Origin of the sequence: Stutzerimonas stutzeri (genome assembly GCF_002890915.1) — a bacterium.
GTDB classification, from domain to species: domain Bacteria; phylum Pseudomonadota; class Gammaproteobacteria; order Pseudomonadales; family Pseudomonadaceae; genus Stutzerimonas; species Stutzerimonas stutzeri_AF.
Window position 1 is genome coordinate 93,203 of record NZ_POUT01000009.1, and the last position, 21,915, is coordinate 115,117.

Genomic DNA, 21,915 nt, shown 5'->3' on the forward strand with positions numbered 1-21,915 from the left:
GGGAGCCTCCTGCGCTCAGGAATCCTGGCTCGCTGCGCCGGCTTCCAGATCCAGCAGCCGGCGCGCCAGGCGCAGCAGACGGAACAGCTTTACCAGCCCGGCATCGCTCAGGCGCGTGACCAAGCCGCCGTGACCATGCAGCAGCGGCCCAAGGTCATCGGCCAGCCGCGCGCTGTCCAGCCCGGTCGCGGGTGCCGGCGCGGTGCTCAGCGCGTGCAGCAGGGTCAGCATCGCACGCGAGAACGCCGGGAGCGCCTTCGCCTGGCCCACGGCCGGCGTCACGCAGACGAAGCCGATGCCGCCATCGCTGGCTTCGATGTGGTCGCCCACCGCCGCTTCCCCCGCGATCTCGCGAGCGAACTGCGCGATATGCACGCGCAGGCGATCCGGCACGTCCAGGCCCGGCTCGATGTACCAGACATCCGAGATGGGAAAGAGCCCGCCAACCTGCACCGGGATCGCACGCAGCGCATCTGCCTCGAAGTCGGGTAGCTTGTCGCCGAGCTGATCCGCGACCATCCGCTGGATGGACTGCAGGCGCTCGGTGGTTGGGGCCGGCGTCACGATGTGCCCCTGCAGGCGCTCGTCGCGCTGCCCGTCCCGGGCGTTTGGTGCAGCGGCAGGTGGTGCCGAGGGTGTCTCTGCCGGTGGCGCGACGGGCGAGGGGTCCCGTGGCGTTGGCGCCGCGGGCGACAGTTGCGGCGTGATGGCTGGCGCCGCAGGTGCGACAGGCGTTGCCGGGTTCGGCGCGGCCGGCTCGCTGGTCAATGCTCGCTGACGGCTTTCGCTGTCATCGACCTCCAATGCCAGCGTGTCGTAGTCCGCTTCCAGCAGATCGGCCATCTGACCCACCAGTTCGTCCTGCACGCGCTGGGGCGAGAAGCCCTCCGGCTGCGTGTCGAACTGCGACAGCACATCCTGAAACAGCGAAGCGAAGTCCACGGTCAGCGGCCGGCCCAGCGCACGCCGCTCCCAGGTGCGCTCGCACGCCTTGCGCAGCACTGCGAGCCGGTCCACCTGATGCCGGCCCAATCCGCCGTACAACAGCGTCGGGATCGCCGGCAGCAGATAGCGCACCGCATCGTTCATGCGGCTGATGTGTGACTGCGGCACCGGATAGCCGTCGGCCGTCAGTCGCCGCGCGAGTTCGCTTTGCGACAGCGCCTGGCCGCTTTCCTGCTCGTAGAACTCGCGCGCCTTCTCGATGCCCAAGGCCCGCTCGATGAAGGTCAGGCCGCCGCGCAGCTCGTTCTCGGCCAGATGCCCGGTCAGCGCCACGATTTCGCCGCGCGCCGGCCACGGGCGGAACAGGCACGCAATGCGGAAGAAGCGTTCCTCCTTGGTCTCGCTCCACAACTCGCGCAGGATCGCCAGCCGCGTGTTGCCGCCGTTGCGAATGATGTAGTGCGCCTCGCCCGGCCTGCGCGTGATCGCGGGGGGCGCGTCCAGCCCACGTTCGCGGATGGACGCCTTGATCTCCGCATAGGCCGGGTTGCGCGTCACGCGTGGGTCGTGGTCGTAGGGCCGCAACTGGTCCAGCGTCACCACCATCGGCGTGTCGGCGATGGGGTCGCTCAAGGTCGCGGCCGAAGGGCCGCTGCGCTCGAAGCCGGTGGCCAGCAGCTTGGCAGCCATGTCCTGCGGCGTCAGCTCAGCCACGGCCATTCTCCTGCGCTTGCCGGTCGGCGCGGCGAAGCTGTGCGCGGGCATTGCGGTCGGCACGGTGGTCGCTCGCCGTCGAGCTGGTGTAGATCGACGCGCAGCCTTGCTTCGTGAATTTCAGGTGCCCGCCGGACGTGCGAACCACGCGCCAGCCTTCGCCCAGCGCGAACTCGATCAGCGCGCGCAGCCGTTCGCGGCCGCGCGCCAGTTCATGCGCGCTCGCCATGGCCGGCCCCTCCCGCATCGGCCCGACCGGTGACCAGCGCGAAGCGCTCCCGCCACACGGGGAACAGCTCGCCGGCCAGCGTGCGCATGGTCTCCAATGCCGCGGGCGCCGTGCGCCCAGCCGGCTGCCGGTACTCCACCCGGTGCACCGGCAATCCTCGTGTCGCAGCGCGCGGATAGGCTTCGATGGCCGGTACGTCGGTGCCCAGCACCTGCACGCCGGCCTGTTCCTGGAACACCTGTCGCAGCGCCTGCTGGACCAGCCGCGCATTCGACGACACAGGATGCACACGGTTGATGAGCAGACGCAGCGGCGGCGGCTCGATGCCCAGGTGCCGATACGGCGCGATGTCCTCGATCAGTTGCAGCGTGCCGCGCCGCAGCTCGCGCGCCGCGAGGATTTCCGGCGTCACCGGCGACAGCGCCAGGTCGGACGCCAACACCGCCATCTCCAGCAGCACGCTGCGCGCGCCCTGGGTGTCGATCAGTAGCAAGTCGTAGTGCGTGTGGAAGACGGGAAGCAGATGGCGCAGTCGCAGGCGCCCATCCGGAGCGTGCAGCAGCAGCGTGTTCAGTTCGCCGCGGTCGTCGTTGGAGAGCACCAGGTCCAGGCCCGCGATCACGGTGCGCGACACCAGTTGCTCGATGCGCCGCTCGTTGAAGGCCAGCATCTGGTAGATGCCGCCGGGCGCGCGAACGTCCAGCGTGAAGTAGCTCGACAGCGTGGGCTGCACGTCCAGGTCCAGCAGCAGCACGCGCAGCCCGGCATCGGCGATGAAGCCGCCCAGGTTGGCCGCCGCCGTGGTCTTGCCCACGCCGCCCTTGGTCGAAATGATGGACACCACCTGCATGGGCTTCTCCTCGTCGAATCGCATGAACCGAGAAGAAGCGTCAGGCGCGTTCTTTGAGGCGATCGGCGATCCACTGTTCGATCTCCACCGAGTCCCAGCCCACCGCGCGCACGCCCAGGCGCAGCGCCTTGGGGAACTTGCCTTCCTTCATGAGGCTGTAGATGTGCGCGCGCTTGAAGCCGGTCTTGGCTTCGACCTCGGCGCGGCGCAGGATGCGGTGCTCGGGCGGCAAGGCCGGCGCGATGGTCTGCGAAGACATGAGAGGCACTCCTTGACGCTCGGTGGCGTTGTTCAGAAAGTGCCTCGCATTCCATACGCTGCTGCTGCGAGATTCACTGCAACTGCAGAACACGCAACTGCAATTGCAGTCTGCTGTTACAGGCTCAGCGCGATGCCTCCAGGTGGCGACGCGCCTGTGCCAGCTTGCTCCACAGCGTTCGCTCGCTGATGCCGGGCCGCCCTTCATGGTGGGCCAGTAGCGCACTGATCACCGCATCCATGTTGCGGAAGGACGAGTAGGCAGAGCCCGCGGGGGACTTGCCCAACAGCAATGTCAGCAGGCCGCCAATGATGTTCAGGTAAGTCGATTCGCTGCGCAGGCCCGGTTCACTCGCATCGCCCTCACGAATACTACTGGCATGCTCCTTCGCCAACGCTTCGTGCTGTGCCTTCAGCGCCGCATGTAGTTGTGCGAGTTCGGCAAGCTGCAGCTTGGCGGCCTCGCGATCGGCCAGCAACACATTCAGCATGGCGACGCTCATCGAAGGATGCAGTTCGCGCTCGATGCCGTCGAACAGGAATGGAGGCCGCTCACCGGGGTAGTAATGCGACATCCACGCCTTCAGGTCGACGTGGCGCACGATCAACGCAGGATCGTCGAGTGCGGGGCGCTGAGGTTCCTGCGCCATGCCTGCCTTGCCGTAAGAAAGTTCATCGTGTGCCAATGCGTCGAAGATGCGCTCGGAGAAAAGGCGCAGCAAGGGCCAGCGCGGAAAGTCGTTCGGCTCAGGCATGGCACGTGGCCCGAGCGTTTCCAGAATCCGCGGCTCAAAGCGCAACAGTCCCGCCCAACGGACGGCCGCCTCGATCGGGCGGTAGTAGATCCTGGCGCCAAAGGCAAGGCAACTCGATTTCTCCATGTCGCGTGCGTCCCATCGTCGGATCGAACTCTGGCAGACGCGCACCACCCAAGTGGGCGAGGCGATTGCCCAGAAATCCGGATGAAGCGCAGGACCGGCCGGGATCGTGGAAGGAAGCGTTGCATCGGCGCTGACGGCCGGCTAAGGGCGAACTACATCTTGCTACGCTTGAAACTCCTCAACCATGATGCGGGCGCTTTGCCTTTGGACCGGCACGCGGCTTGGTGGTCGCGCTCCCCTGGAGTCAAGCATGGGTGCCGCGCTTTACCCGAAACCTGGCCGAAGTTTTCCGTAGGAATTCCAACGGCGTAAAGTGCCAATGCGTCAACAGGATGAGCCGGTTTGCAACCAGCAAAAGCTCATGCGTTCCGCGTCAGTGAAATGACCGCGGCGGCGAGCCCGCAGGCGAGTGCCGGAGTACGGAAGGGCGCAGCAATTGCGTCGAAACTGGAATCAGTACAGCGCATGAGCCATGCAGATCGGGTCAGCCGCAAGACCAAAGATGAATCGCGCAATCCGAGAAAACTAGCCGCGCACCTTTCGATAGATCTGCGTCAGATCGCGCGTGATGTGCTTGCGTCCTGCTGACATACACGTTCGGCGCGTTCGATGAACCGCTGCAACGGCTCCGTCATGCCACCCTCGGTTCGTAACAGATAGGTGGTTATCGATGCGCTCTGACCGGTCAACGGGCGGACAACAACATCCGCCGGCTGGCAAGTTGCCAAGTGCGCGGCAGTGGAAAAACTTAGCCCGTACCCTGCGGCCACCAACGTCAGCATCAGCCCGTGAGAAGCGGCATACTCAGCCACGATCGGTTGGACATCGACAGAGCGGAACAGTCGTTCGCTCTGCCGACCGCAACCTTGGCATGCCCGTGGATCACAAAGTACCAGCGGATAGCTCACCACTTCCTGCAACGGCACTTCCTTGAAGGCTACAAGCGGGTGCCGTGCGGGCAGGATCACTACCAAGGGGTCGGCCCACAGCGGCTCAGCAATGATCCCGTCCTCCACTTCATTGACCATTGCAAAGCCGGCGTCAAACAGATTTGCGTTCAGCCCCTGCACGAGTTCGGTCAGCGGTACTTCGGAGAGCCGGATGTTTACCTGCGGCGACTCTTCGCGGCACAGTGCAAGCAGTGCTGATAGCCTCGCCCGTCCTATGTCTCTCGACAGCGCGATTCGCAAAATGCCCTGAGAACCGGAGGCAGCAGCCTTCGCGCTGGCCACTGCCTGCTCAACGCTCAACATGATGCGGCGGGCGTCGTCGAGGAAGACTCGCCCTGCCCAAGTCAGGGTTGCGCCCCGCGGCGTGCGACTGAGCAACGTCACGCCTAGAGTTGTCTCCAACTTGCGGATCGTGCGTGATAGGGGAGATTGTTCTATATGCAGCCGCCTAGCGGCTCGACCGAAGTGCAGTTCCTCGGCTACAGCAATGAAACAGCGAAGATGACGTAAGTTCATGCGCAGTCCCTCGTGACGTGACCAGTCCTTATGATCGTAGGGAGCCGCATGCGTGCGGAGAAGAGGCCGGCATGTCTTGCAGCGGCTGCCGTCGCCGGCTCACAGCACGCTGGCAATGGTGTCCGGAGTTATTGCAACGCTGCTTGAACGCGGGCGGCGGTCATGGCGGATGGCTAGCTAGAGCACTCGCGCCAGCGCGCCTCGGCTATCTTCTGTGGCCGCAGCGACCCGAGGAAGACAGTCGCGGCGTCTTACGTCACTCCCCGAGGGCGCGCGATTTGGTCTGTCGACACGGGCGGCGGCGCAGCGTCTGAAGTTCGCGCCAGCGGGCATCGCGCCGGATGAACTGTCGATGGGCATGTTCGGCGAATTCGAGATCGCCACCTGTAACCGCGCTGCTGAAGCACTGCGGCCGGAGCAGTCGCAGCAAGCGGCTGACGCGGGCGGACAAGCAATTCCTGTAACATGTGCCGCGCCTCTTCACTGCCTTGCAGCAAGCCCGCGACAGCGTGAGGGGAGCGGCCAACGGCTTTCACGGTCAGCAACGCATTACGCTGTCCGATGGCATCACCCCGTCGCGCTTGCCGACCTTGCTGGCGTTAAGCTGGCAGGAGGAGCCCGACGTCGAGTTGCGCCTGTTCGAGGTGTCACTGTCGCAGCAAATCAAGGGGCTGCATGGCGATCTGTATGACCTAGGGCCCAGTCTGGTGAAGTGGGTGACGACATCGTGGCTAAGGCGCTTTGGAGCGCCCCCCCCTCATGGTCGCGGCGCCGGCATCGCATCCGCTGCTCAAGCACAAACGTATCTCACTGGACGAGGTGCTGCGTTATCCGCTGGTGCTGGTGACCCACATGCATACGGGAGTCATGAACGTCAGATCCAACGAGTGCTGCCGCGGGTGAAGCAGGAACCCGTGATCGCTGCACGGGTGGCTTCCTGGGAACCTGAAACGCGTCGAGGTATATTGATTGGACAGAAGCTAGTCTTCCGTCAACAGGTGTAGCCATCCCTTGCTAGCGGCTTCCATAGAACTTTTCCACGAACGAGCGACGGTAACTCTGGTGGCAGGCTAGGCAGCTTTGCTGGGTCTTGGAGAAAGCCGCGATGACTGCTTGACCGTCATTCCGCTGTGCAGCCTCGCCCATGGCGGTCGCGGCGTCATGGACCTGTCCATCAAGACCCCGAAACTTTCCAGCGTCTGCCCCAAGCCAGGCAAGGATGCGCATCTTTTCCGACATGGGCGGCTCGGCATGCTTGGCGATTCGTGGTGCTAGATCGGCGACCAGCGGCCAGTCTTCTTTGGAGATCGCGCCCGTGACGGCTTGCATGTCGCGACCGAGTCTTTCCATTATGGTACGAAGCGCCATTGGCTTTGCCGCCTCTACGGACTGCGCACCGAGTGCCGTGGCGAAGGTTGCCAAGAGCACGGACAGCGGGACGGTGAAAAACGATCTGGGTTTCAAGGGCTGGTTCACGAATTTCTCCATTGATGTTGTGACGAATGCTTTGGGTCTAACGATTGGTTGCAGGTGTCCTCAAAATTCCAGACTCAGCGCGATCGATCCGAATGCGTGATGGCCCGCCTGCTGGTCGAACTCGCGGGTTCTCCAAACGCGCATCACGGCGAGCCGTACGCCACGTCCAGCAACGATCCATTGGCTACTGATGCCGAGAGCTGCTTGCGCGATCCAAGGCCGCCGGCTGACGTGATGGCTATGCCGGAACATGTTTCCGTCGAGTGAGAAGTCCCAGGCGACGGCTTTACCCTCCAGATTCAGGAAGACATGTGCCCCAGGTTTGGGCGCCAGGACCGACTGCGGCGTTGTCGTGCGCAGATCGGCAACACCAGAGGGCGGGCGGTTCTCTGCGCCAGGGCGGATCGGATAGCTGCCGAAGTCGTTCGGTATGTTCCAGCCCGCGCGAAACTCCACGCCGGTACTGGCGGCGGTTTCGATGTTTCCGACCCGCAGGGCATAGCTGCCGATCACGTCGCTGCCCCATCCAGGGCGGACCGCACCCTCCGTGTACGGCTTGAACTTGCGCTCCATGGCCATCTGAAACGCCGGCTCGTTGCGCAACTGGTTGTCCCAGCCGCGAAATCGCTCAATGCCGCGTGCCCGATGCACCAGATCCTGAGATTGCTCGGCCAGCGACCAGGGGCCGATCACGCCCAGGGTCAGCTCACGCACGTCAAGCATTTCGTAGCTGGCGGCTTGTGGGTGGATGCGGCGATTCCACGCCAAACCCAGGTAGAGCAAACCAGCGTACGGTCGGTCATCTGGAATCACGTCGGTGCGCGTCTTGTTCTCGGGCGTGTACATGGACTGGCCAAAGCGCACGACGAGGTTTTGCGACGATGTCTGGGCGCCGGAATCGCGCCAGAACCCGGGATCAGCCCAGCCGATGAAGCGGGCGTACAAACCAATCGGCTGAGGCAGGCACTCCGGACGGAGCCCGCCTTGCAGATCACGTGAGACTGCTGTTAGCGCGACACCGTTGGTGTAGTTGCGATCGGAGCCGGTGAACAAATCGTTCTCCAGACGCAGGGTGCCGCCCCGCCAGCGCAGGGATTGCTCTGGCGAGCAGGAGGGAGGATTTGCAGAGAGTGAGACTTCGGAACCAAAAGCAGAAATCGGGCTGAACAATGCACCCGCAATCAACAAGATGACGCACTGCATCGGCTGCCGCACCTTGGTGCCGCGCAGGCTCCAGCGATACCCGCCGATGCCAATCATGTTGCCCCATCGCCTGCCGCCCTGTTGACGTAAAAGCGTTCGAGGGCACTGACGATTTCCTCCGCATCGTCTACGCAGGTGAACAAGTCGAGATCGGATGAAGAGACATAGCCTTCGTCGAGCAGAAGATCGAAATCAACTACGCGACGCCAGAATGCACGGCCGACCAGCACCACCGGAACACGCTGCATCTTTCTGGTCTGGATCAAGGTGAGCACCTCGAACAGCTCATCGAGCGTTCCATAGCCACCGGGGAAGGCCACCAAGCCCTTGGCGTGCAACAAGAAGTGCATCTTGCGCAGCGCGAAATAGTGGAATCGGAACGCCAAATCCGGGCACATGTAGGGGTTGGGTGCCTGTTCGTGGGGCAGCGTGATGTTGAGGCCAATCGAACGTGCGCCGACCTCGAAAGCACCGCGGTTGGCGGCCTCCATGATGCCGGGCCCACCCCCGGTGACGACGACGAAATCACGGCGGTTTTGCTGCTGGAAACGCGCCGAAATAAGGCCCGAGAAACGCCTCGCTTGCTCGTAGTGACGTGCCTGTTCGACCCGGCGATTGGCCCGCGCAAGCTCTTGCCGCAGCCCGACATCCTCCGGAGTGACGAGCGCCTGACGCTCCAGAACGCCAAGACGGGCTTCTGCCGTCTCGGCATCGCTCACGCGTGCGCTGCCGAAGACCACTACCGTCGAGCGAATGCCTTGCTCGTGCAGGATGCGCTCGGGCTTGAGCAGTTCGAGCTGTAGTCGCAGCGGCCGCAGTTCGTCCTGGCCAAGCAGCTCGATGTCTTCGTACGCAAGCCGGTACGTTGGCGACTCGCGGATGGCGCGCAGGCGTTCATCGAGATCTTCTGCGGGCTTCATCACTCGTGCGCCAGAAAGTCCGGCCAGCGCAGCGCATGGCCATACTCGGGCACCGTGACCTGCCAGCCGAGTTGCTGCTGCAAGAGGTCAGCGAAGGTTTGCGCGGCCGACGATTCCCCATGCACCACGAAGGTTTGCGCCGGTGCTTGAATGAAAGCACGGGCCCAATCCAGCAGCGCCTTCTGGTCGGCATGCGCCGAGAGGCCGTCCACGCTGTGGATCGCCGCACGTACTGGGATGTCCTCGCCGAAGATGCGTACACGTTCGGCCCCCTCGATCAGGCGCCGGCCAAGCGTCCCCTGCGCCTGGAAACCGGGAAACAAGATGCTGCATTCGCGGCGTGGCAAGTTGTGGCGCAGGTGGTGCCGGATACGTCCCGCATCGCACATGCCGCTGGCAGAAATAATGATGGCCCCGGAGCGAATCCGGTTCAGCGCCATGGACTCCTCAGCGCTCGCTGTGAAATCCAGGTACGGGAGGTTCTCGCCGCGCGCGTGCCATCCGGCCAACCGCTTCGCCTGTTCGTCGAACAATTCGAGATGTTCACGCGTGATGCGTGTGGCCTCGGTGGCCATCGGCGAATCGACAAACACCATTGGACGCTGCAGACGCCCTTCGCAGGTGAGACGATGTAGGTGGTAGAGCACCTCCTGGGTTCGGCCGACCGCAAAGGCCGGAACGATGACATTGCCGCCGCGCTCGAACAGGGTTTTCTCGACGATGCCGATCATGTCCGCTTCGGTCGCCGAAAAATCCTTGTGCCGGCGGTCACCGTAGGTGGACTCGATGACGAGGATGTCGGCTTCCTCAATGGGTGTCGGGTCGCGCAGGATGGGGCGTCCCGGCTGACCCAGATCGCCGCTGAACACGATCTTCGTGGGGTAACCGTACTCGGTAATCCACACTTCCACGATGGCCGAACCAAGGATGTGTCCGGCATCACGAAAGCGGGCGCGCACCCCGACGCGGGGTGCGAACTCCCGGTCGTATTCGATACCTCGTACTTGCTGCAGGCATTCGTGTGCATCCTGCAGGGTATACAGGGGTAGCGGCACGGTCTTTTCTTTGAGCCGCTTGGCAACCCGCTTGGCATCGATTTCCTGGATGTGAGCGCTATCGGGCAGCATCACCCCGAGCAGATCAACCGTCGCTGGCGTGGCGTAGATGGACCCCTTGAACCCGGCGCGCGTGAGTTTGGGCAATAGCCCGCTGTGGTCGATGTGGGCGTGGGTCAGCAGGACGAAGTCAATGGACGCCGGGTCGAACGCGAACGGCTCGTGGTTGCGTGCTGCTGCTATACGCCCACCTTGAACCATGCCGCAATCGACCAGGAAGCGGACATTAGCCGCTTCGACCAGAAAGCACGATCCGGTGACTTCTCGGGCTGCGCCCAAAAAACTGAGTTTCATAGGGCGTTCACTCGGGTTTTCGCATCGGGCAAGTGCTGAGGCCAAGCAGGCGATAGCCAGGACAGCGGCCTGCCAGGCCGGTGAGGAGTGGCATGATTCCAATGAGTCCCAGCCAACGCCAGGATGAGTCCAGCCACAATGGGAGACTGAGCAAAATCAGTCCGATGACGATGCGCACAATGCGGTCGAGATTTCCAACGTTGATTTGCATGACGGTCTCCTTGTGTTGAATCAGCGGCTTGAAAACGCGACGGGGGCGGCAGCGCCCCGCAGCGGATGGGTTGCGGTCGATGCCGTCGTGGATACGTCCCAGCCACCACCAAGGGCCTTGTACAGCGCCACCAGTTGCACGGCGGCGTTGGTATGCGCGCGTGCGGCTGCGGTTTCGGCCTCGTGCAGACTGCGCTGGGCAGCCAGCAGTTCGACCAGCGCAATGTCGCCCGCCGCGTAGCGCGCCTTGGCGTGGCCGTAGCTGGTGCGCGCGGCATCCAGTGCCATACCGCGGCGCTCCAGTGTGTCCAGCCCGCCGTGGTAGTCGCCAAGCGCGCGCTCGGCATCGCCCAGCGCCGCCAGCACGGCCTGCTCATAGGCCAGCGCGGCCTGTCGCTCGGCCGCCTCGCGTGCCCGAATTTCGGCTCGCACACGGCCACCGTCGAACAGGCGCCAGGAAATCAGCGGCAGGATGGAAAAACGCGAGCTGGATGCATCGAACCAATCGCCCGTACTGAGCGCTTGGAACCCGCCGCCGACACCGATGGAGAGTTTGGGGAACAACTCGGCCGTGGCCACGCCGATGTCGGCGGAACTCGCTGCCAGGTGACGTTCCGCAGCCAGCACGTCCGGGCGCCGGCGCAGCATCTCTGCGCGCTCGCCCACCGGCAGCGCCCGCAGCGTGCTCGGCGTCAAGGGGCCATCCAGCAGTGCCAGCTCCCGCTCCGGCGGCGCGCCCAGCAGCACGCCCAGGCTGAGTATCGCGGCGCGCTGACGCGCCTGGATATCCGGGATGAGCGCGTTGACTGCTGTCCATTGGGCGTACGCCGCCTCCACGTCGGCGGCCGACGCGTCGCCCAGCGCATGCCGCAGGCGCACCAATTCCAAGGTCTGCTGCAGCGTATCCAGTGTGGCCTGTTGTGCGTGCAACTCGTAGCGGGCGCCGACGGCGGTGAACCAAGTGCGCGCGACCTCGGCCACGATGCGCATGCGTATGCCCTGCGCCTCGGCTTCGGTCGCCTGCAGGCGGGCGCTGGCGCCTTCCAGCGCCCGCCGCTTGGCCCCGAACAAGTCGGCCTCCCAGGCCGCGTCGAAGCCCGCGTCGTAGATGGTCTGCGTGGCGTCAAGGCCGGGGATCGAACCTACGGGCAGGGGTCCGTTCTCGCTTTGACGGCGCCGGTTGACGCTCGCGCCAGCGGCGGCGGTGGGCAATGCCTCGCCGGCCACACGATCGCGCAGGGCGCGTGCCTCATCGATGCGTGCCGCAGCGTGGCGCAGATCCAGGTTCTGTGCCAGCGCCGTGGCCATCAGGCGATCGAGGATGGGATCGTCCAGTGCAGACCACCATTGGCTCAAGTCTGCGGACTGGGATTCGCTTGCCAACGGCAAGCTCCAGCCGCTGCCGACGTCGACCGGCGGCGGCTCGCGGTAGTCGGGGCCCACGCTTGCGCAGGCAGTCAGCAGCACGCAGGACAGGGCCAGCACGAGCGGACGCGCGCGCCCAGGGGTCAGGCCGGTGACGGTTGCGCGAAGAAAGGGAGTGCGGGGCTTGGATTTCATTGCAGGCGTCCTCGGACGAATACGGTGGCCATGGTCAGCGTGGCGAGGGCGATGACCGCCAGCGGCCACAGGCTGGCGAGAATGTCACCGGGCGGCATGGCCTTGAGAAAGCTGCCTTCGACGATGATGAGGAAATGGGTCAGTGGGATGGCCTGAGCCAGCCATTGCAGGACGACAGGCATGTTTTCCACAGGCGTCGCAAAGCCGGACATCAGCACCGCCGGCACGCCGATGGCGAACGCTCCCAGGATGGCCTGCTGCTGCGTCATGCTGACCGCGGAAATCATCAGACCGATGCCGACCACCGAGGCGATGAACAGCACCAGGCTGGCAAGCAGGAGTGCAAACGAGCCCGTAAACGGGATGCCGAACAGGAAGACGCCCGCGCTGATCATGAACAGGCCCAGCCCGGTGCCAATTGCGAGTGCCGGCAGCGACTTGGAGATGATGATCTCGGGCGTCGAGGTGGGCGACACCAGCAACTGGTCGAAGGTGCCCAGCTCGCGCTCGCGCGCGATCGACAACGAGGTGATCAAGAGCGAGCTGAACAGCGCCAGGATGCCCGTCAGGCCGGGCACGATGAACCAGCGGTAGACCAGATTCGGGTTGAACCAGTGGCGCACGACGACCGGCGTTGGCGCTTGCGCGTCGGGCACGACCTCGGCGCCGACATCGGCGGCGATGGTGGACAGATAGGCCACGGTGATCTGCCCGGAGTTGCTGCGCCGGCCATCGACCAGTACCTGCGCGCGGCCACTTTCGCCGGCGGCGATGGAGCGCGAAAAATCCACCGGGATGGCGAGCGCGGCGATCACCTCGCCACGGTCGATCAGCTCGTGCAGCTGCTGCTGGCTGTCGACATGCCGGACGTGGGTGATGAAGCGGGCGCTGTCCAGGCGCTGTACCAACTCGTGCGACCACCGCCCCGCATCCTGATCGTAGACGGCGATATCGACGTTGCGCACTTCCAGCGTCGCGGCAAAGGCAAACACCAGCAACTGCAGGATCGGCGGCACGAACACCACCATGCGGCTGCGCGGGTCGCGCAGGACGCTGAGTACTTCCTTGATGAACTGGGCGCGCAGGCGGGTGAACGAGAATGCGGAAGTCAACATCGCGTCACTCCAGGTTCTTGCGCGTGGCGCGCTTGGCGATCACGAAGAACAGCACCCCGATCGCCGCCATGGCCGCCAGGTTGGGCAGGAACACGGCCCAGATGTCGCCGGCCAGGAACACCGTCTTCAGCGAATCGACGAAGTAACGCGCCGGAACCAGCCGGGTGATGGCGCGGATCGGTGCCGGCATAGCGTCGATCTCATATAGAAACCCCGACAACATGAAAGCTGGCAGGAAGCCCGTGAACAGCGCGATCTGCGCGGCCAGGAACTGGTTGCGTGCCAATGAGGAAATCAGCAGACCCTGACCCAGCGCCGGCACCATGAACACCGCCGACAAGAGCAACAGGGACAGCAAAGAGCCGCGCATCGGGACGCCGAACACGAACACCGCCAGCGCCGCTGCGCCCAGCGTGGACAGCATGCCGAGCACGAAGTACGGTAGCAGCTTGCCGATCAGGATTTCGGCCACCGAGGCCGGCGTGGACAGCACTGCCTCCATGGTGCCGCGCTCCCATTCACGCGCCACCACCAGTGCAGTCAGCATGGTGCCGATGATGGTCATGACGATGGCGATGGCGCCGGGAATCAGTGCGCGTCGGCTTTCCAGCTCGGGGTTGAACCAGTAGCGCGGCTCCAGCATGATGGACTGCGCTGGTGCTCCGACGTCCAGTCCGGCACGCCAGGACTGGACCACGCCACGGGCGTAGTTCTCGACGTAGTTGGCGGTATTGGGGTAGGAGCCATCGGTGACGATCTGCACCAGCGGCTCGCTGCCACGGAGGGCCAGACGCTGCTCGATATCTTGCGGGATCACCACGTAGCCGCGCAGGTCGCCTGAGACCAGTTGGTCGGCCACTTCGCGTCGGTCATGAGCGAAGTGCGTATCCAGGAAGCGGGTGCCCGAAAACGCTGCGGCCAGCGACTGTGCCGATGCGCCGGGTGACTCCAGGACCACGCCGACACGGACATCCTTCGCATCCAGCGACACCGCATAGGCGAACAGCAGCAGCAACACCACCGGCAGCACGAACGCGATCAGCAGCGTCGATGGGTCGCGCAGCGCCTGGTAGCTTTCCTTGGTCACCAGAGCGATCAAGCGCCGCAGATCAAAACGGCGCAAGTCGGTCTGCAGGGGGCCACTCCCGTCTTTGTGCATTGTGGCGCCGTTCATGTGGCGGCCTCCAGCTCACGGTCTGACGACTCCACCAGATGAATGAAGGCGTCCTCCATCGTCGGGTCGGGTCGTTCGGGGCTGACCGCCGAACGTTTGAGCGCGTCGGGCGTATCCAGCGCGATCAGTTGCGCACGCGAGAGCATGGCTACGCGGTCGCAGTATTCGGCCTCGTCCATGAAGTGGGTGGTGACCATGATGGTCACGCCCTTGCGGGCCAGTCCGTTGATGTGGGTCCAGAATTCACGCCGGGTGATCGGGTCCACGCCCGAAGTGGGTTCATCCAGGAACAGTACGGGCGGCCGGTGCATCAGCGAACAAGCCAATGCCAGGCGCTGCTTGTGGCCCAGCGGCAGGGAATCGGGCGTGGCGGACAGCCAGTCGCCCAGATCGAAGGTTTCGATCATCTCGGCAATGCGCTCGCGCCGGGTGTTGCCTTCCAGTCCGTAGACGCCGGCCGAGAATTCCAGGTTCTGCTGCACCGAGAGCAGGCCGTAGAGCGAAAACTTCTGCGCCATGTAGCCGAGCCGGCTCTTGGCTGCGCCGGTGGCGCGGCGCAGATCATGGCCCACCACATGCGCTTCGCCAGCAGTGGGTTTCAACAGGCCGCACAACATCTTGAAGGTGGTGGACTTGCCCGCGCCGTTGGGGCCGAGCAGACCGAAGATTTCGCCCTTTTGCACCTCGAAGCTGACGTTGTCGGTGGCGGTGAACTCGCCGAAGCGCTTGGTGAGGTTTCGGCACGACACGGCAATGTCGGAACCCAGCTCAACCGGCGGCAGACGCTCGGCCAGCGTCGAAGTGCCGCCGGGGCCGCCACCGAGCAGATCGATGAAGGCGTCTTCGAAGCGCGCGGGCACCTGCGCCAGCTCCACTCGCGCCTGATCGGACAGGGCCTGGAGCTGCTCCGCCTCGGCGCCCTCGCGCAACACCACGCGCACGCCGGCGCCCTGGATCACGCCATCGCTCACGCTGGGCAGGTCGAGTGCCTGGGTCAGGACCGCTCGGCGCTCGGCACCGACGTCTTCCAGACGGAAACTGCGGCCTTCAAGCTGCGCGGTCAGCTCCTGCGGCGGGCCATCGAACAGGAGCTGCCCTTGGTTCAGCAGCAGCACGCTCTCGCAGCGCTCGGCTTCGTCGAGATAGGCGGTGGACCAGACCACGGCCATGCCGTCATCGGTCAGCGCCTGCACCATGCGCCACAAGTCCTGGCGGCTGACCGGGTCGACACCCACGCCCGGCTCGTCCAGCAGCAGCACCTTCGGCCGCGCCATGAGCGCACAGGCAAGGCCCAGCTTCTGCTTCATGCCGCCGGAGAGCTTGCCGGCCAGGCGCTTGGTGAAGGGTCCGAGCCGCGTGAAGTCCAGCAGCTCGGCAAACAGATCGGCGTTGCGGTCCGCATCCATACCGCGCAACTGCGCATACAGGCGCATGTTCTCCATCACCGACAGGTCTTCGTACAGGCCAAAGCGTTGCGGCATGTAGCCACTGGCGACATGAATGGCGTCGTTGTCCTTGACCACGTCAAAGCCTGCCAAGGTGACGTGGCCGGCGTTCGGCACCAGGAGGCCGGTCAGAATCCGCATCAGCGTCGTCTTGCCAGCGCCGTCGGGGCCGACCAGACCCGTCAGCCGCCCATAGTGGATGCGCGCGCTCAAGCCCCGCAGCGCCTTTACGTCGCCGAAATGCTTGTCCACGTCTTCGATGACGACGGCAGCGTCTTCGCCCGCACCCGCAGGCACGGCGGCGATGGCAGGGCTTGCCTGCATCTCAACGCCCCCCCGGGATACTGGTGCCGGCTTTCGCATCGACCTCGATCGTCACCGGCATGCCCTGGCGCAAGGCACTGTCGCTGTCGGCTTCGTCGATGACGATGCGCAGGCGGTAGACCAGATCCGTGCGCAAATCCGTCGTCTCCACCGTCTTGGGGGTGAACTCGGCGCGCGGCGAGATGAAGCCGATCTGGCCGCGATAGACCTTCTCTGATGAATCGCTTTTGACGCGCACCACAGTACCGGGCGCGATGCGCCCCAAGTCCGACTCGCCCACGTAGGCGCGCACGTAAACCGGCTTGTCCAGGCTCAGGCTGTAGACCGCGCTCTGGCTTGCGACCATGCTGCCGGGCTCCCGCACTCGTGCGATGACGGTGCCGCTACTGGGCGCCATCAACTCGGTGTCCGCCAAGGCTGTCGTGGCTTGCGCTGCGGCGGCCTGTGCGGCCGCAAGGCGAGCTTCTGCCGCGGCGATGTCTTCCTTGCGAAAACCTTCGGATGCTTGCGACAGGGCCGCCTTGGCCGCTTCGACGCCAGCGGTTGCCTGGTCGCGCGCCGTGCGGGCGGCATCGACCGTGCGCTGGCTGCTGGCGCCCGATGCCAGCAGGCCACTCTGGCGCTGGAAATTGCGCTCGGTCTCGGTGGCGAGCGCCTGGGCCTGCCTGAGGGCTTCGCGCGCCTGGGTGATTTCCTGCGGTCGCAGGCCGCGGCGCAGCTTGGCCAGTTCCGCCTGCGCCACCTGCACCTGGGCCTGTGCTGCCGCAAGTGCTTCCCGATAGGGTTGCGCGTCAAGCGCCGCCAGGCGCGCGCCCGCGCTGACGGCATCGCCCTCATCGAAAGCCATTTGCATCACGCGCCCGGGCTGACGGAAGGCCAGTTGCACCTCGCGGATGTCGACGTTGCCGTAGAGGCGCAATGCATCTTGTTGTCCATGGTCGCGCGACAGCCAGAACGCCAGTGCGCCGCCAAGAGCGAGCACGACGACGGCGATCACGACCCAACGGGTTTTCTTGAAGAGGAGGTTTGGAGTTTTCATCGATGGGTTTCCGCTGGATAAAGGTGCTCAGTGCTCGCGTGCGACCGGCGCATTCGCCGCTGACCGGCGCCAGGCGATGGCCGCTATGCCAGCCCACACCAACGTGCGCAGCGTCATGGCGACCACCGTGCGTCGCTCCCAGGCGCCACCCAGAGCCACATGCACTCCGAAAGCGAGGAACACGAGTGCGGTCGCCACCGTGATGACAATCGCCAACCACGCGGCCCAGCGCCGGCGCATCCACAAGCCGACGCCGGCGACGATGTAGGCGAACCCGGCCAGAAAATTGAACCAGAGCACGAAAGGCACATAGTGGCCGGCGGCTTGGCGCGCCGCGCCGTCGACAAACAGAACGGCGCCGCCCTCCCGAAGAGTGAGCAGGCCGAAGCCGATCGCGAGCGGGGAGATCAGCCAGTGCCAGATGCTGCGTTGTGGATGAGTGGTCATCTTCATGGCCTTTACTTGATCGCGGAAACTCCCAAGCCTTCGCCGTCGTCGCGGTGTGCGTGTGCGTTCCGCCGGGCGGTCGGGCTGAGTGTTGAATGACGCGGATTCGCGCTGGAGGCGCAACGCGATCGCATGACCGTGGTGTGCCTCTCGGCCGACCGGGCAACTGCGTGGCGGCAGGATGGAAGGCGTTTCATCGGGTGTGCGTGATGCCACGGAGATAGATGGCAAACACGGCTGGCGCATCACGACGGATGCGACTGACCTTGCCGGCCAACAGCGACTGCATGACCAGTCCCTGGATCGTGCCGATGAACAACACGGCGGCGGCATCTACGTCCAGATCCGCATCCAGGTCGCCTTGGGCCTTGCCTGCCTCCATCAGGCGGCGCAGGCGCTGTTCGTATTGACGGAGCAAGGTCTGCACCATCCGCTTGGCGAGCGTCTCGCCAGAGCGTTGCAGTTCTCCGAACAGCATGCGCGGCACGCCGGGATGCTTGGCCACGAAGTCGATGTGCGTCATGAACATGGCTTCGAGTGCCGCGGCAGGAGACGCGGCGCCCTCGGCCGCCTTGTCCACGCGCACCAGCAGACGCTCACCGACCCAGGTCATCGTTGCCTCCAGGATCGCGTCCTTGGTGGGGAAGTGGCGAAACAGCGCGCCCTGCGTCAAACCCATTCGATCGGCGATGGCCGTGGTCGTGATTTCGGCCGGGTTTTGCTCCGCGGCCAAGTCCACCACCGCTTGCACTGTGGCAGCACGCCGCTCTTCAGCGGACAGATGTTGAGGACGTTCGCTCACCGATCAGACTCCATAAAGTAAGTGACTTATTACTATCCTAACATGCAATACATCCGCGTCGCAAGATCGGGAATACGGTTCATCGCATGGGAAAGGATGGTTCCTGCCCCATCCATGGATCGTGGCCAAGTGAGCTGACGAGACCCAGGTAGCGAACACACTCCTCTGGCACATCATGAGTAATCGGTCGGCAGGTCGGCCACCCCATTCAGAGCAAGAGAAGCGGTTTCGTTCGAGCGAAGGCGGAAATCCCCCGGGCGTTCTTCAAGGCTTTGCATCTTTTCCCGTAGGCATTATGATAGTAATAAGTTACTTACAACATCGGAAGGCCAGAGATGAACACCCTTGCCATACCTGACAAGCCCGCGCCGGCACCGTCCGAAGTCGTCTGTCGCCCCGATGTCCTTGATACGCTTGCGAACGCGTGCCGGGCACGCGGCACTGGCGGGTTGTCACCGGCGGCGGGTTTGCTGGCTTGGTACGACTGGGCGCTGCACCTGAGCCTTTCACCGGGCAAGCAGCGCAGCCTGATCGAAAAGGGATTGCACAAGCAGCGACGCTTGGCGCGCTACGTCGCGCACGCTGCAAGTGCCCACGGCTGCCCCACGTGCATCGAGCCGTTGGAGCAGGATCGGCGCTTCGAGGCGCCGGCCTGGCAGCAATGGCCGTTCAACGTGATCCACCAGGGCTTTTTGCTGCAGCAGCAGTGGTGGCACAACGCCACCACCGGCGTGCGCGGCGTGTCGCGCCATCACGAGAACATGGTCACTTTCGCTGGGCGGCAGTGGCTGGACATGTGGTCGCCATCGAATTTCATCTGGACCAACCCGGAAGTGCTGGAAGCCATCAGAACCAGCGGCGGCGCCAACCTGTGGCGCGGCGCGATGAACTTCCTCGACGATACACAGCGTCTTGCGCTTGACGATGAACCGGCCGGGGTCGAAGGCTTCAAAGTCGGCCAGGACGTGGCGGTCACACCAGGAAAGGTGGTGTTTCGCAACCACCTGATCGAGCTGATCCAGTACACACCCACGACCCCCGATGTGTATGCCGAGCCGGTGCTGATCGTGCCCTCCTGGATCATGAAGTACTACATCCTCGACCTGTCACCGCACAACTCCATGGTGAAGTACCTGGTCGACCAGGGGCATACGGTGTTCATCCTTTCCTGGAAGAACCCGACCGCGGCCGATCGCGACCTCGGCCTCGAGGATTACCGATGGCTGGGGGTCATGGATGCACTGGACGCGGTCACGGCCATCGTGCCCGAGCGCAAGGTGCAGGCGGTTGGCTATTGCCTGGGCGGCACCTTGCTGACGATCGCCGCAGCCGCGATGGCGCGCGATGGCGACGAACGGCTGCGCAGTTTGACGCTGCTGGCGTCGGAGACCGACTTCCGCGAGTCGGGCGAAATCGCGCTTTTCATCGACGACAGTCAACTTGCCTGGCTGGAAGCCGGGATGTGGGACAAGGGCTATCTCGACGGCAAGCAGATGGCCGCCTCTTTCCAGATGCTCAACTCGCGCGACCTGATCTGGTCGCGCCGCGTGCGCGAGTACCTGCTGGGCGAACGGCAGGAGTTCAATGATCTGATGGCCTGGAATGCCGACGTGACGCGCATGCCGTATCGCATGCACAGCGAGTACCTGCGGCGTTTGTATCTGAACAACGATCTGGCCGAGGGACGCTACCAGGTCGGCGGACGGCCAGTGGCGATCGCCGACATCGAAGTGCCGATGCTCATCGTCGGCACGGTGCGCGACCACGTCGCCCCCTGGCCATCCGTGTACAAGATGCATCTGCTCAGTGATGCGGAACTGACCTTCGTACTGACCAGCGGCGGGCACAACGCCGGTGTGGTCAGTGAGCCAGGGCACCCCCGGCGCAGCTACCAGATTGCGACCCGCAGCGTTGGCGCTCGCTACGTCGATCCGCAAACGTGGCGTACCGAAACCCCGCTGAACGAGGGCTCCTGGTGGCCAGCCTGGCAGCAGTGGCTGGCGCGGCGTTCGACCGAGCGTGTGGCGCCGCCTGCAATGGGCGGCACGCAGGGACCGCTTGGTGATGCACCGGGAACCTATGTGGCAATGCGCTGATACGACGCGCTGAAGCTGAGATAAGGCCAGACCATTTCAAAGGGACATCACTAAAGATGGCCCACACCCGCCCCGAAGGGGGCCCACCATGACCGAAGGGCACTGCAATGAGCAACGAACTGCCAATCCATCTCTACAAAGCCAATGCCGAGCTGCAACTGCAGATCACGCGCTTGCTGCAGGAGAGCAGCCATCACTGGCTCGAAGTCATGCAACAGCTCAGCGCTGGCAGCGTGCTGGAGACCACCTCGCGCATCCAGGGCCTCCAACAGGCGGCCGACTGGCAAGCGCTCGCGACCTTGCCGTCCGAAGTGTTCTGGCGTCTGTGCCAAGGCCGCATGGGCGATGCCCAAGCGGTCGGGCAAGTAGCAGCCAAGAGCCAGACGGCCTTTGCCAATGGACTGCGCCAGGCGCTCACGACTTGGCAGGAGTCTGTCTCCGAGGCATTCGGCGCGAGTGGCGACGCAGCCTCTTTCACGCAGCTTTGCCAGCGCTGGACCCAGCCCTGGACCGCCCCAAGCGCCGTACCCCAGGGCAAGACCAAGAAATGAGGGGACGGCAATGAATACGACGCAACGGACGGCGCTGGTGACGGGAGGCAACCGGGGGTTGGGCGCTGCGATCGCCCGTGCCCTGTACGATGCCGGCCACCGCGTGATCGTCACGCATACCCCCGGCAACACCACGATTGGCCAGTGGCAGCAAGCGCAAGCGACACAGGGCTACAAATTTGCTGCCTACGGGGTGGATGTATCGAACTACGAATCAACGCAGGAAATGGCGCGGCGCATCCACGCCGACGGTCATCGGATCGACATCCTGGTGAACAACGCCGGCATCACCCGCGATGCAACGCTGCGCAAGCTCGACAAGGCCGGTTGGGATGCCGTACTGCGCACCAACCTGGACTCCATGTTCAACGTCACCAAGCCATTCATCGATCCGATGGTCGAGCGCGGCTGGGGTCGCATCGTCAACATCTCGTCGATCAACGGCAGCAAGGGCCAGTTCGGGCAGACCAATTATTCGGCGGCCAAAGCCGGCGTGCACGGGTTCACGAAGGCGCTGGCGCAGGAGGTCGCGCGCAAGGGTGTGACGGTCAACACCGTGTCGCCGGGTTATCTGGCCACCGAGATGGTGATGGCGGTGCGGGAGGACATGCGCCAGAAGATCATCGATGCGATTCCGGTTGGCCGTCTGGGCCAGCCGGACGAGATTGCGGCACTTGTCGCCTTCATCGCCAGCGAAGCCGCCGCCTTTATGACCGGCAGCAACGTGGCGATGAACGGCGGCCAGCATATGTATTGAGTAGTCGAGGGGCCTGCGGCATGAAAGTCTGGACCATTCGCTTG

Annotated in this window: 21 protein-coding genes and 1 pseudogene; 4 read left to right on the forward strand and 18 right to left on the reverse strand. The window is 64.3% G+C overall.

Annotated elements, in window-relative coordinates:
• Positions 1-15: 15 nt before the first annotated feature.
• From CXK94_RS16150 to CXK94_RS16175, 6 genes are all read right to left on the reverse strand, one after another.
• Positions 16-1,659 carry a ParB family protein gene (locus CXK94_RS16150; RefSeq protein ID WP_102895197.1) on the reverse strand — a complete coding sequence of 548 codons (1,644 nt, stop codon included), beginning with the start codon at positions 1,657-1,659 and terminating at the stop codon, positions 16-18.
• The gene (locus tag CXK94_RS16155) at positions 1,652-1,888 is read right to left on the reverse strand and encodes a hypothetical protein (protein ID WP_012584779.1); all 237 of its coding nucleotides are present in this window, start codon (positions 1,886-1,888) and stop codon (positions 1,652-1,654) included. The genes CXK94_RS16150 and CXK94_RS16155 overlap by 8 nt, the downstream gene beginning before the upstream one ends.
• A complete protein-coding gene (locus tag CXK94_RS16160) occupies positions 1,872-2,738 on the reverse strand; it encodes a ParA family protein (RefSeq protein ID WP_102895196.1) in 867 nt (288 codons plus the stop codon). Before CXK94_RS16160 ends, CXK94_RS16155 begins: the two co-directional genes overlap by 17 nt.
• Before the next feature lie 40 nt (positions 2,739-2,778).
• Entirely contained in the window at positions 2,779-2,997 is a 219-nt protein-coding gene (locus tag CXK94_RS16165; protein WP_004255100.1) for an AlpA family transcriptional regulator, read from the reverse strand.
• Positions 2,998-3,121: 124 nt separating this feature from the next.
• On the reverse strand, positions 3,122-3,877 hold the full coding sequence (locus tag CXK94_RS16170) for a receptor protein-tyrosine kinase (protein WP_102895098.1): 756 nt from the start codon (positions 3,875-3,877) through the stop codon (positions 3,122-3,124).
• A 554-nt stretch (positions 3,878-4,431) separates the two neighbouring features.
• Positions 4,432-5,343, reverse strand: coding sequence for a LysR family transcriptional regulator (locus CXK94_RS16175; RefSeq protein ID WP_102895099.1), 912 nt, complete (start codon positions 5,341-5,343; stop codon positions 4,432-4,434).
• Between the two features lie 413 nt (positions 5,344-5,756).
• Between CXK94_RS16175 and CXK94_RS22690 the strand changes: the two are divergent.
• Positions 5,757-6,281, forward strand: a pseudogene (locus tag CXK94_RS22690) (LysR substrate-binding domain-containing protein); the annotation flags it as partial.
• A gap of 76 nt (positions 6,282-6,357) precedes the next feature.
• Here the strand turns inward: CXK94_RS22690 and CXK94_RS16190 are convergent.
• The 12 genes from CXK94_RS16190 to CXK94_RS16245 form a co-directional block, all read right to left on the reverse strand.
• The gene (locus tag CXK94_RS16190; RefSeq protein ID WP_102895100.1) at positions 6,358-6,831 is read right to left on the reverse strand and encodes a cytochrome c; all 474 of its coding nucleotides are present in this window, start codon (positions 6,829-6,831) and stop codon (positions 6,358-6,360) included.
• Positions 6,832-6,879: 48 nt separating this feature from the next.
• Entirely contained in the window at positions 6,880-8,079 is a 1,200-nt protein-coding gene (locus CXK94_RS16195) for a lipid A deacylase LpxR family protein (protein WP_013721840.1), read from the reverse strand.
• Positions 8,076-8,942 (reverse strand): TIGR00730 family Rossman fold protein, encoded by an 867-nt coding sequence (locus tag CXK94_RS16200; RefSeq protein WP_013721839.1) that lies wholly within the window; start codon positions 8,940-8,942, stop codon positions 8,076-8,078. The genes CXK94_RS16195 and CXK94_RS16200 overlap by 4 nt, the downstream gene beginning before the upstream one ends.
• Positions 8,942-10,351 (reverse strand): MBL fold metallo-hydrolase RNA specificity domain-containing protein, encoded by a 1,410-nt coding sequence (locus CXK94_RS16205; RefSeq protein WP_102895101.1) that lies wholly within the window; start codon positions 10,349-10,351, stop codon positions 8,942-8,944. Before CXK94_RS16205 ends, CXK94_RS16200 begins: the two co-directional genes overlap by 1 nt.
• A gap of 7 nt (positions 10,352-10,358) precedes the next feature.
• Positions 10,359-10,562, reverse strand: coding sequence for a YgaP family membrane protein (locus tag CXK94_RS16210; RefSeq protein WP_010792188.1), 204 nt, complete (start codon positions 10,560-10,562; stop codon positions 10,359-10,361).
• A gap of 20 nt (positions 10,563-10,582) precedes the next feature.
• Positions 10,583-12,121, reverse strand: a complete 1,539-nt coding sequence (locus tag CXK94_RS16215; protein WP_023124374.1) for an efflux transporter outer membrane subunit — start codon at positions 12,119-12,121, stop codon at positions 10,583-10,585.
• Positions 12,118-13,236 carry an ABC transporter permease gene (locus tag CXK94_RS16220; RefSeq protein ID WP_010792190.1) on the reverse strand — a complete coding sequence of 373 codons (1,119 nt, stop codon included), beginning with the start codon at positions 13,234-13,236 and terminating at the stop codon, positions 12,118-12,120. The genes CXK94_RS16215 and CXK94_RS16220 overlap by 4 nt, the downstream gene beginning before the upstream one ends.
• A 4-nt stretch (positions 13,237-13,240) precedes the next feature.
• Complete coding sequence (locus CXK94_RS16225; protein ID WP_102895102.1) at positions 13,241-14,410, reverse strand: ABC transporter permease; 1,170 nt, start codon at positions 14,408-14,410, stop codon at positions 13,241-13,243.
• Complete coding sequence (locus CXK94_RS16230; RefSeq protein WP_102895103.1) at positions 14,407-16,179, reverse strand: ATP-binding cassette domain-containing protein; 1,773 nt, start codon at positions 16,177-16,179, stop codon at positions 14,407-14,409. Before CXK94_RS16230 ends, CXK94_RS16225 begins: the two co-directional genes overlap by 4 nt.
• A gap of 1 nt (position 16,180) precedes the next feature.
• Positions 16,181-17,218, reverse strand: a complete 1,038-nt coding sequence (gene hlyD, locus CXK94_RS16235) for a secretion protein HlyD (RefSeq protein WP_102895104.1) — start codon at positions 17,216-17,218, stop codon at positions 16,181-16,183.
• A gap of 27 nt (positions 17,219-17,245) precedes the next feature.
• A complete protein-coding gene (locus tag CXK94_RS16240; protein WP_102895105.1) occupies positions 17,246-17,671 on the reverse strand; it encodes a hypothetical protein in 426 nt (141 codons plus the stop codon).
• A 187-nt stretch (positions 17,672-17,858) separates the two neighbouring features.
• The gene (locus CXK94_RS16245) at positions 17,859-18,467 is read right to left on the reverse strand and encodes a TetR/AcrR family transcriptional regulator (RefSeq protein WP_004255154.1); all 609 of its coding nucleotides are present in this window, start codon (positions 18,465-18,467) and stop codon (positions 17,859-17,861) included.
• 335 nt (positions 18,468-18,802) lie between these two features.
• Here CXK94_RS16245 and CXK94_RS16250 point away from each other — a divergent pair, with 335 nt between their 5' ends.
• From CXK94_RS16250 to phbB, 3 genes are all read left to right on the forward strand, one after another.
• The gene (locus tag CXK94_RS16250) at positions 18,803-20,563 is read left to right on the forward strand and encodes a PHA/PHB synthase family protein (protein WP_102895106.1); all 1,761 of its coding nucleotides are present in this window, start codon (positions 18,803-18,805) and stop codon (positions 20,561-20,563) included.
• A 107-nt stretch (positions 20,564-20,670) separates the two neighbouring features.
• Positions 20,671-21,114 (forward strand): phasin family protein, encoded by a 444-nt coding sequence (locus tag CXK94_RS16255; protein ID WP_013721835.1) that lies wholly within the window; start codon positions 20,671-20,673, stop codon positions 21,112-21,114.
• 10 nt (positions 21,115-21,124) lie between these two features.
• On the forward strand, positions 21,125-21,871 hold the full coding sequence (gene phbB / locus CXK94_RS16260) for an acetoacetyl-CoA reductase (protein ID WP_102895107.1): 747 nt from the start codon (positions 21,125-21,127) through the stop codon (positions 21,869-21,871).
• Positions 21,872-21,915: the final 44 nt, after the last annotated feature.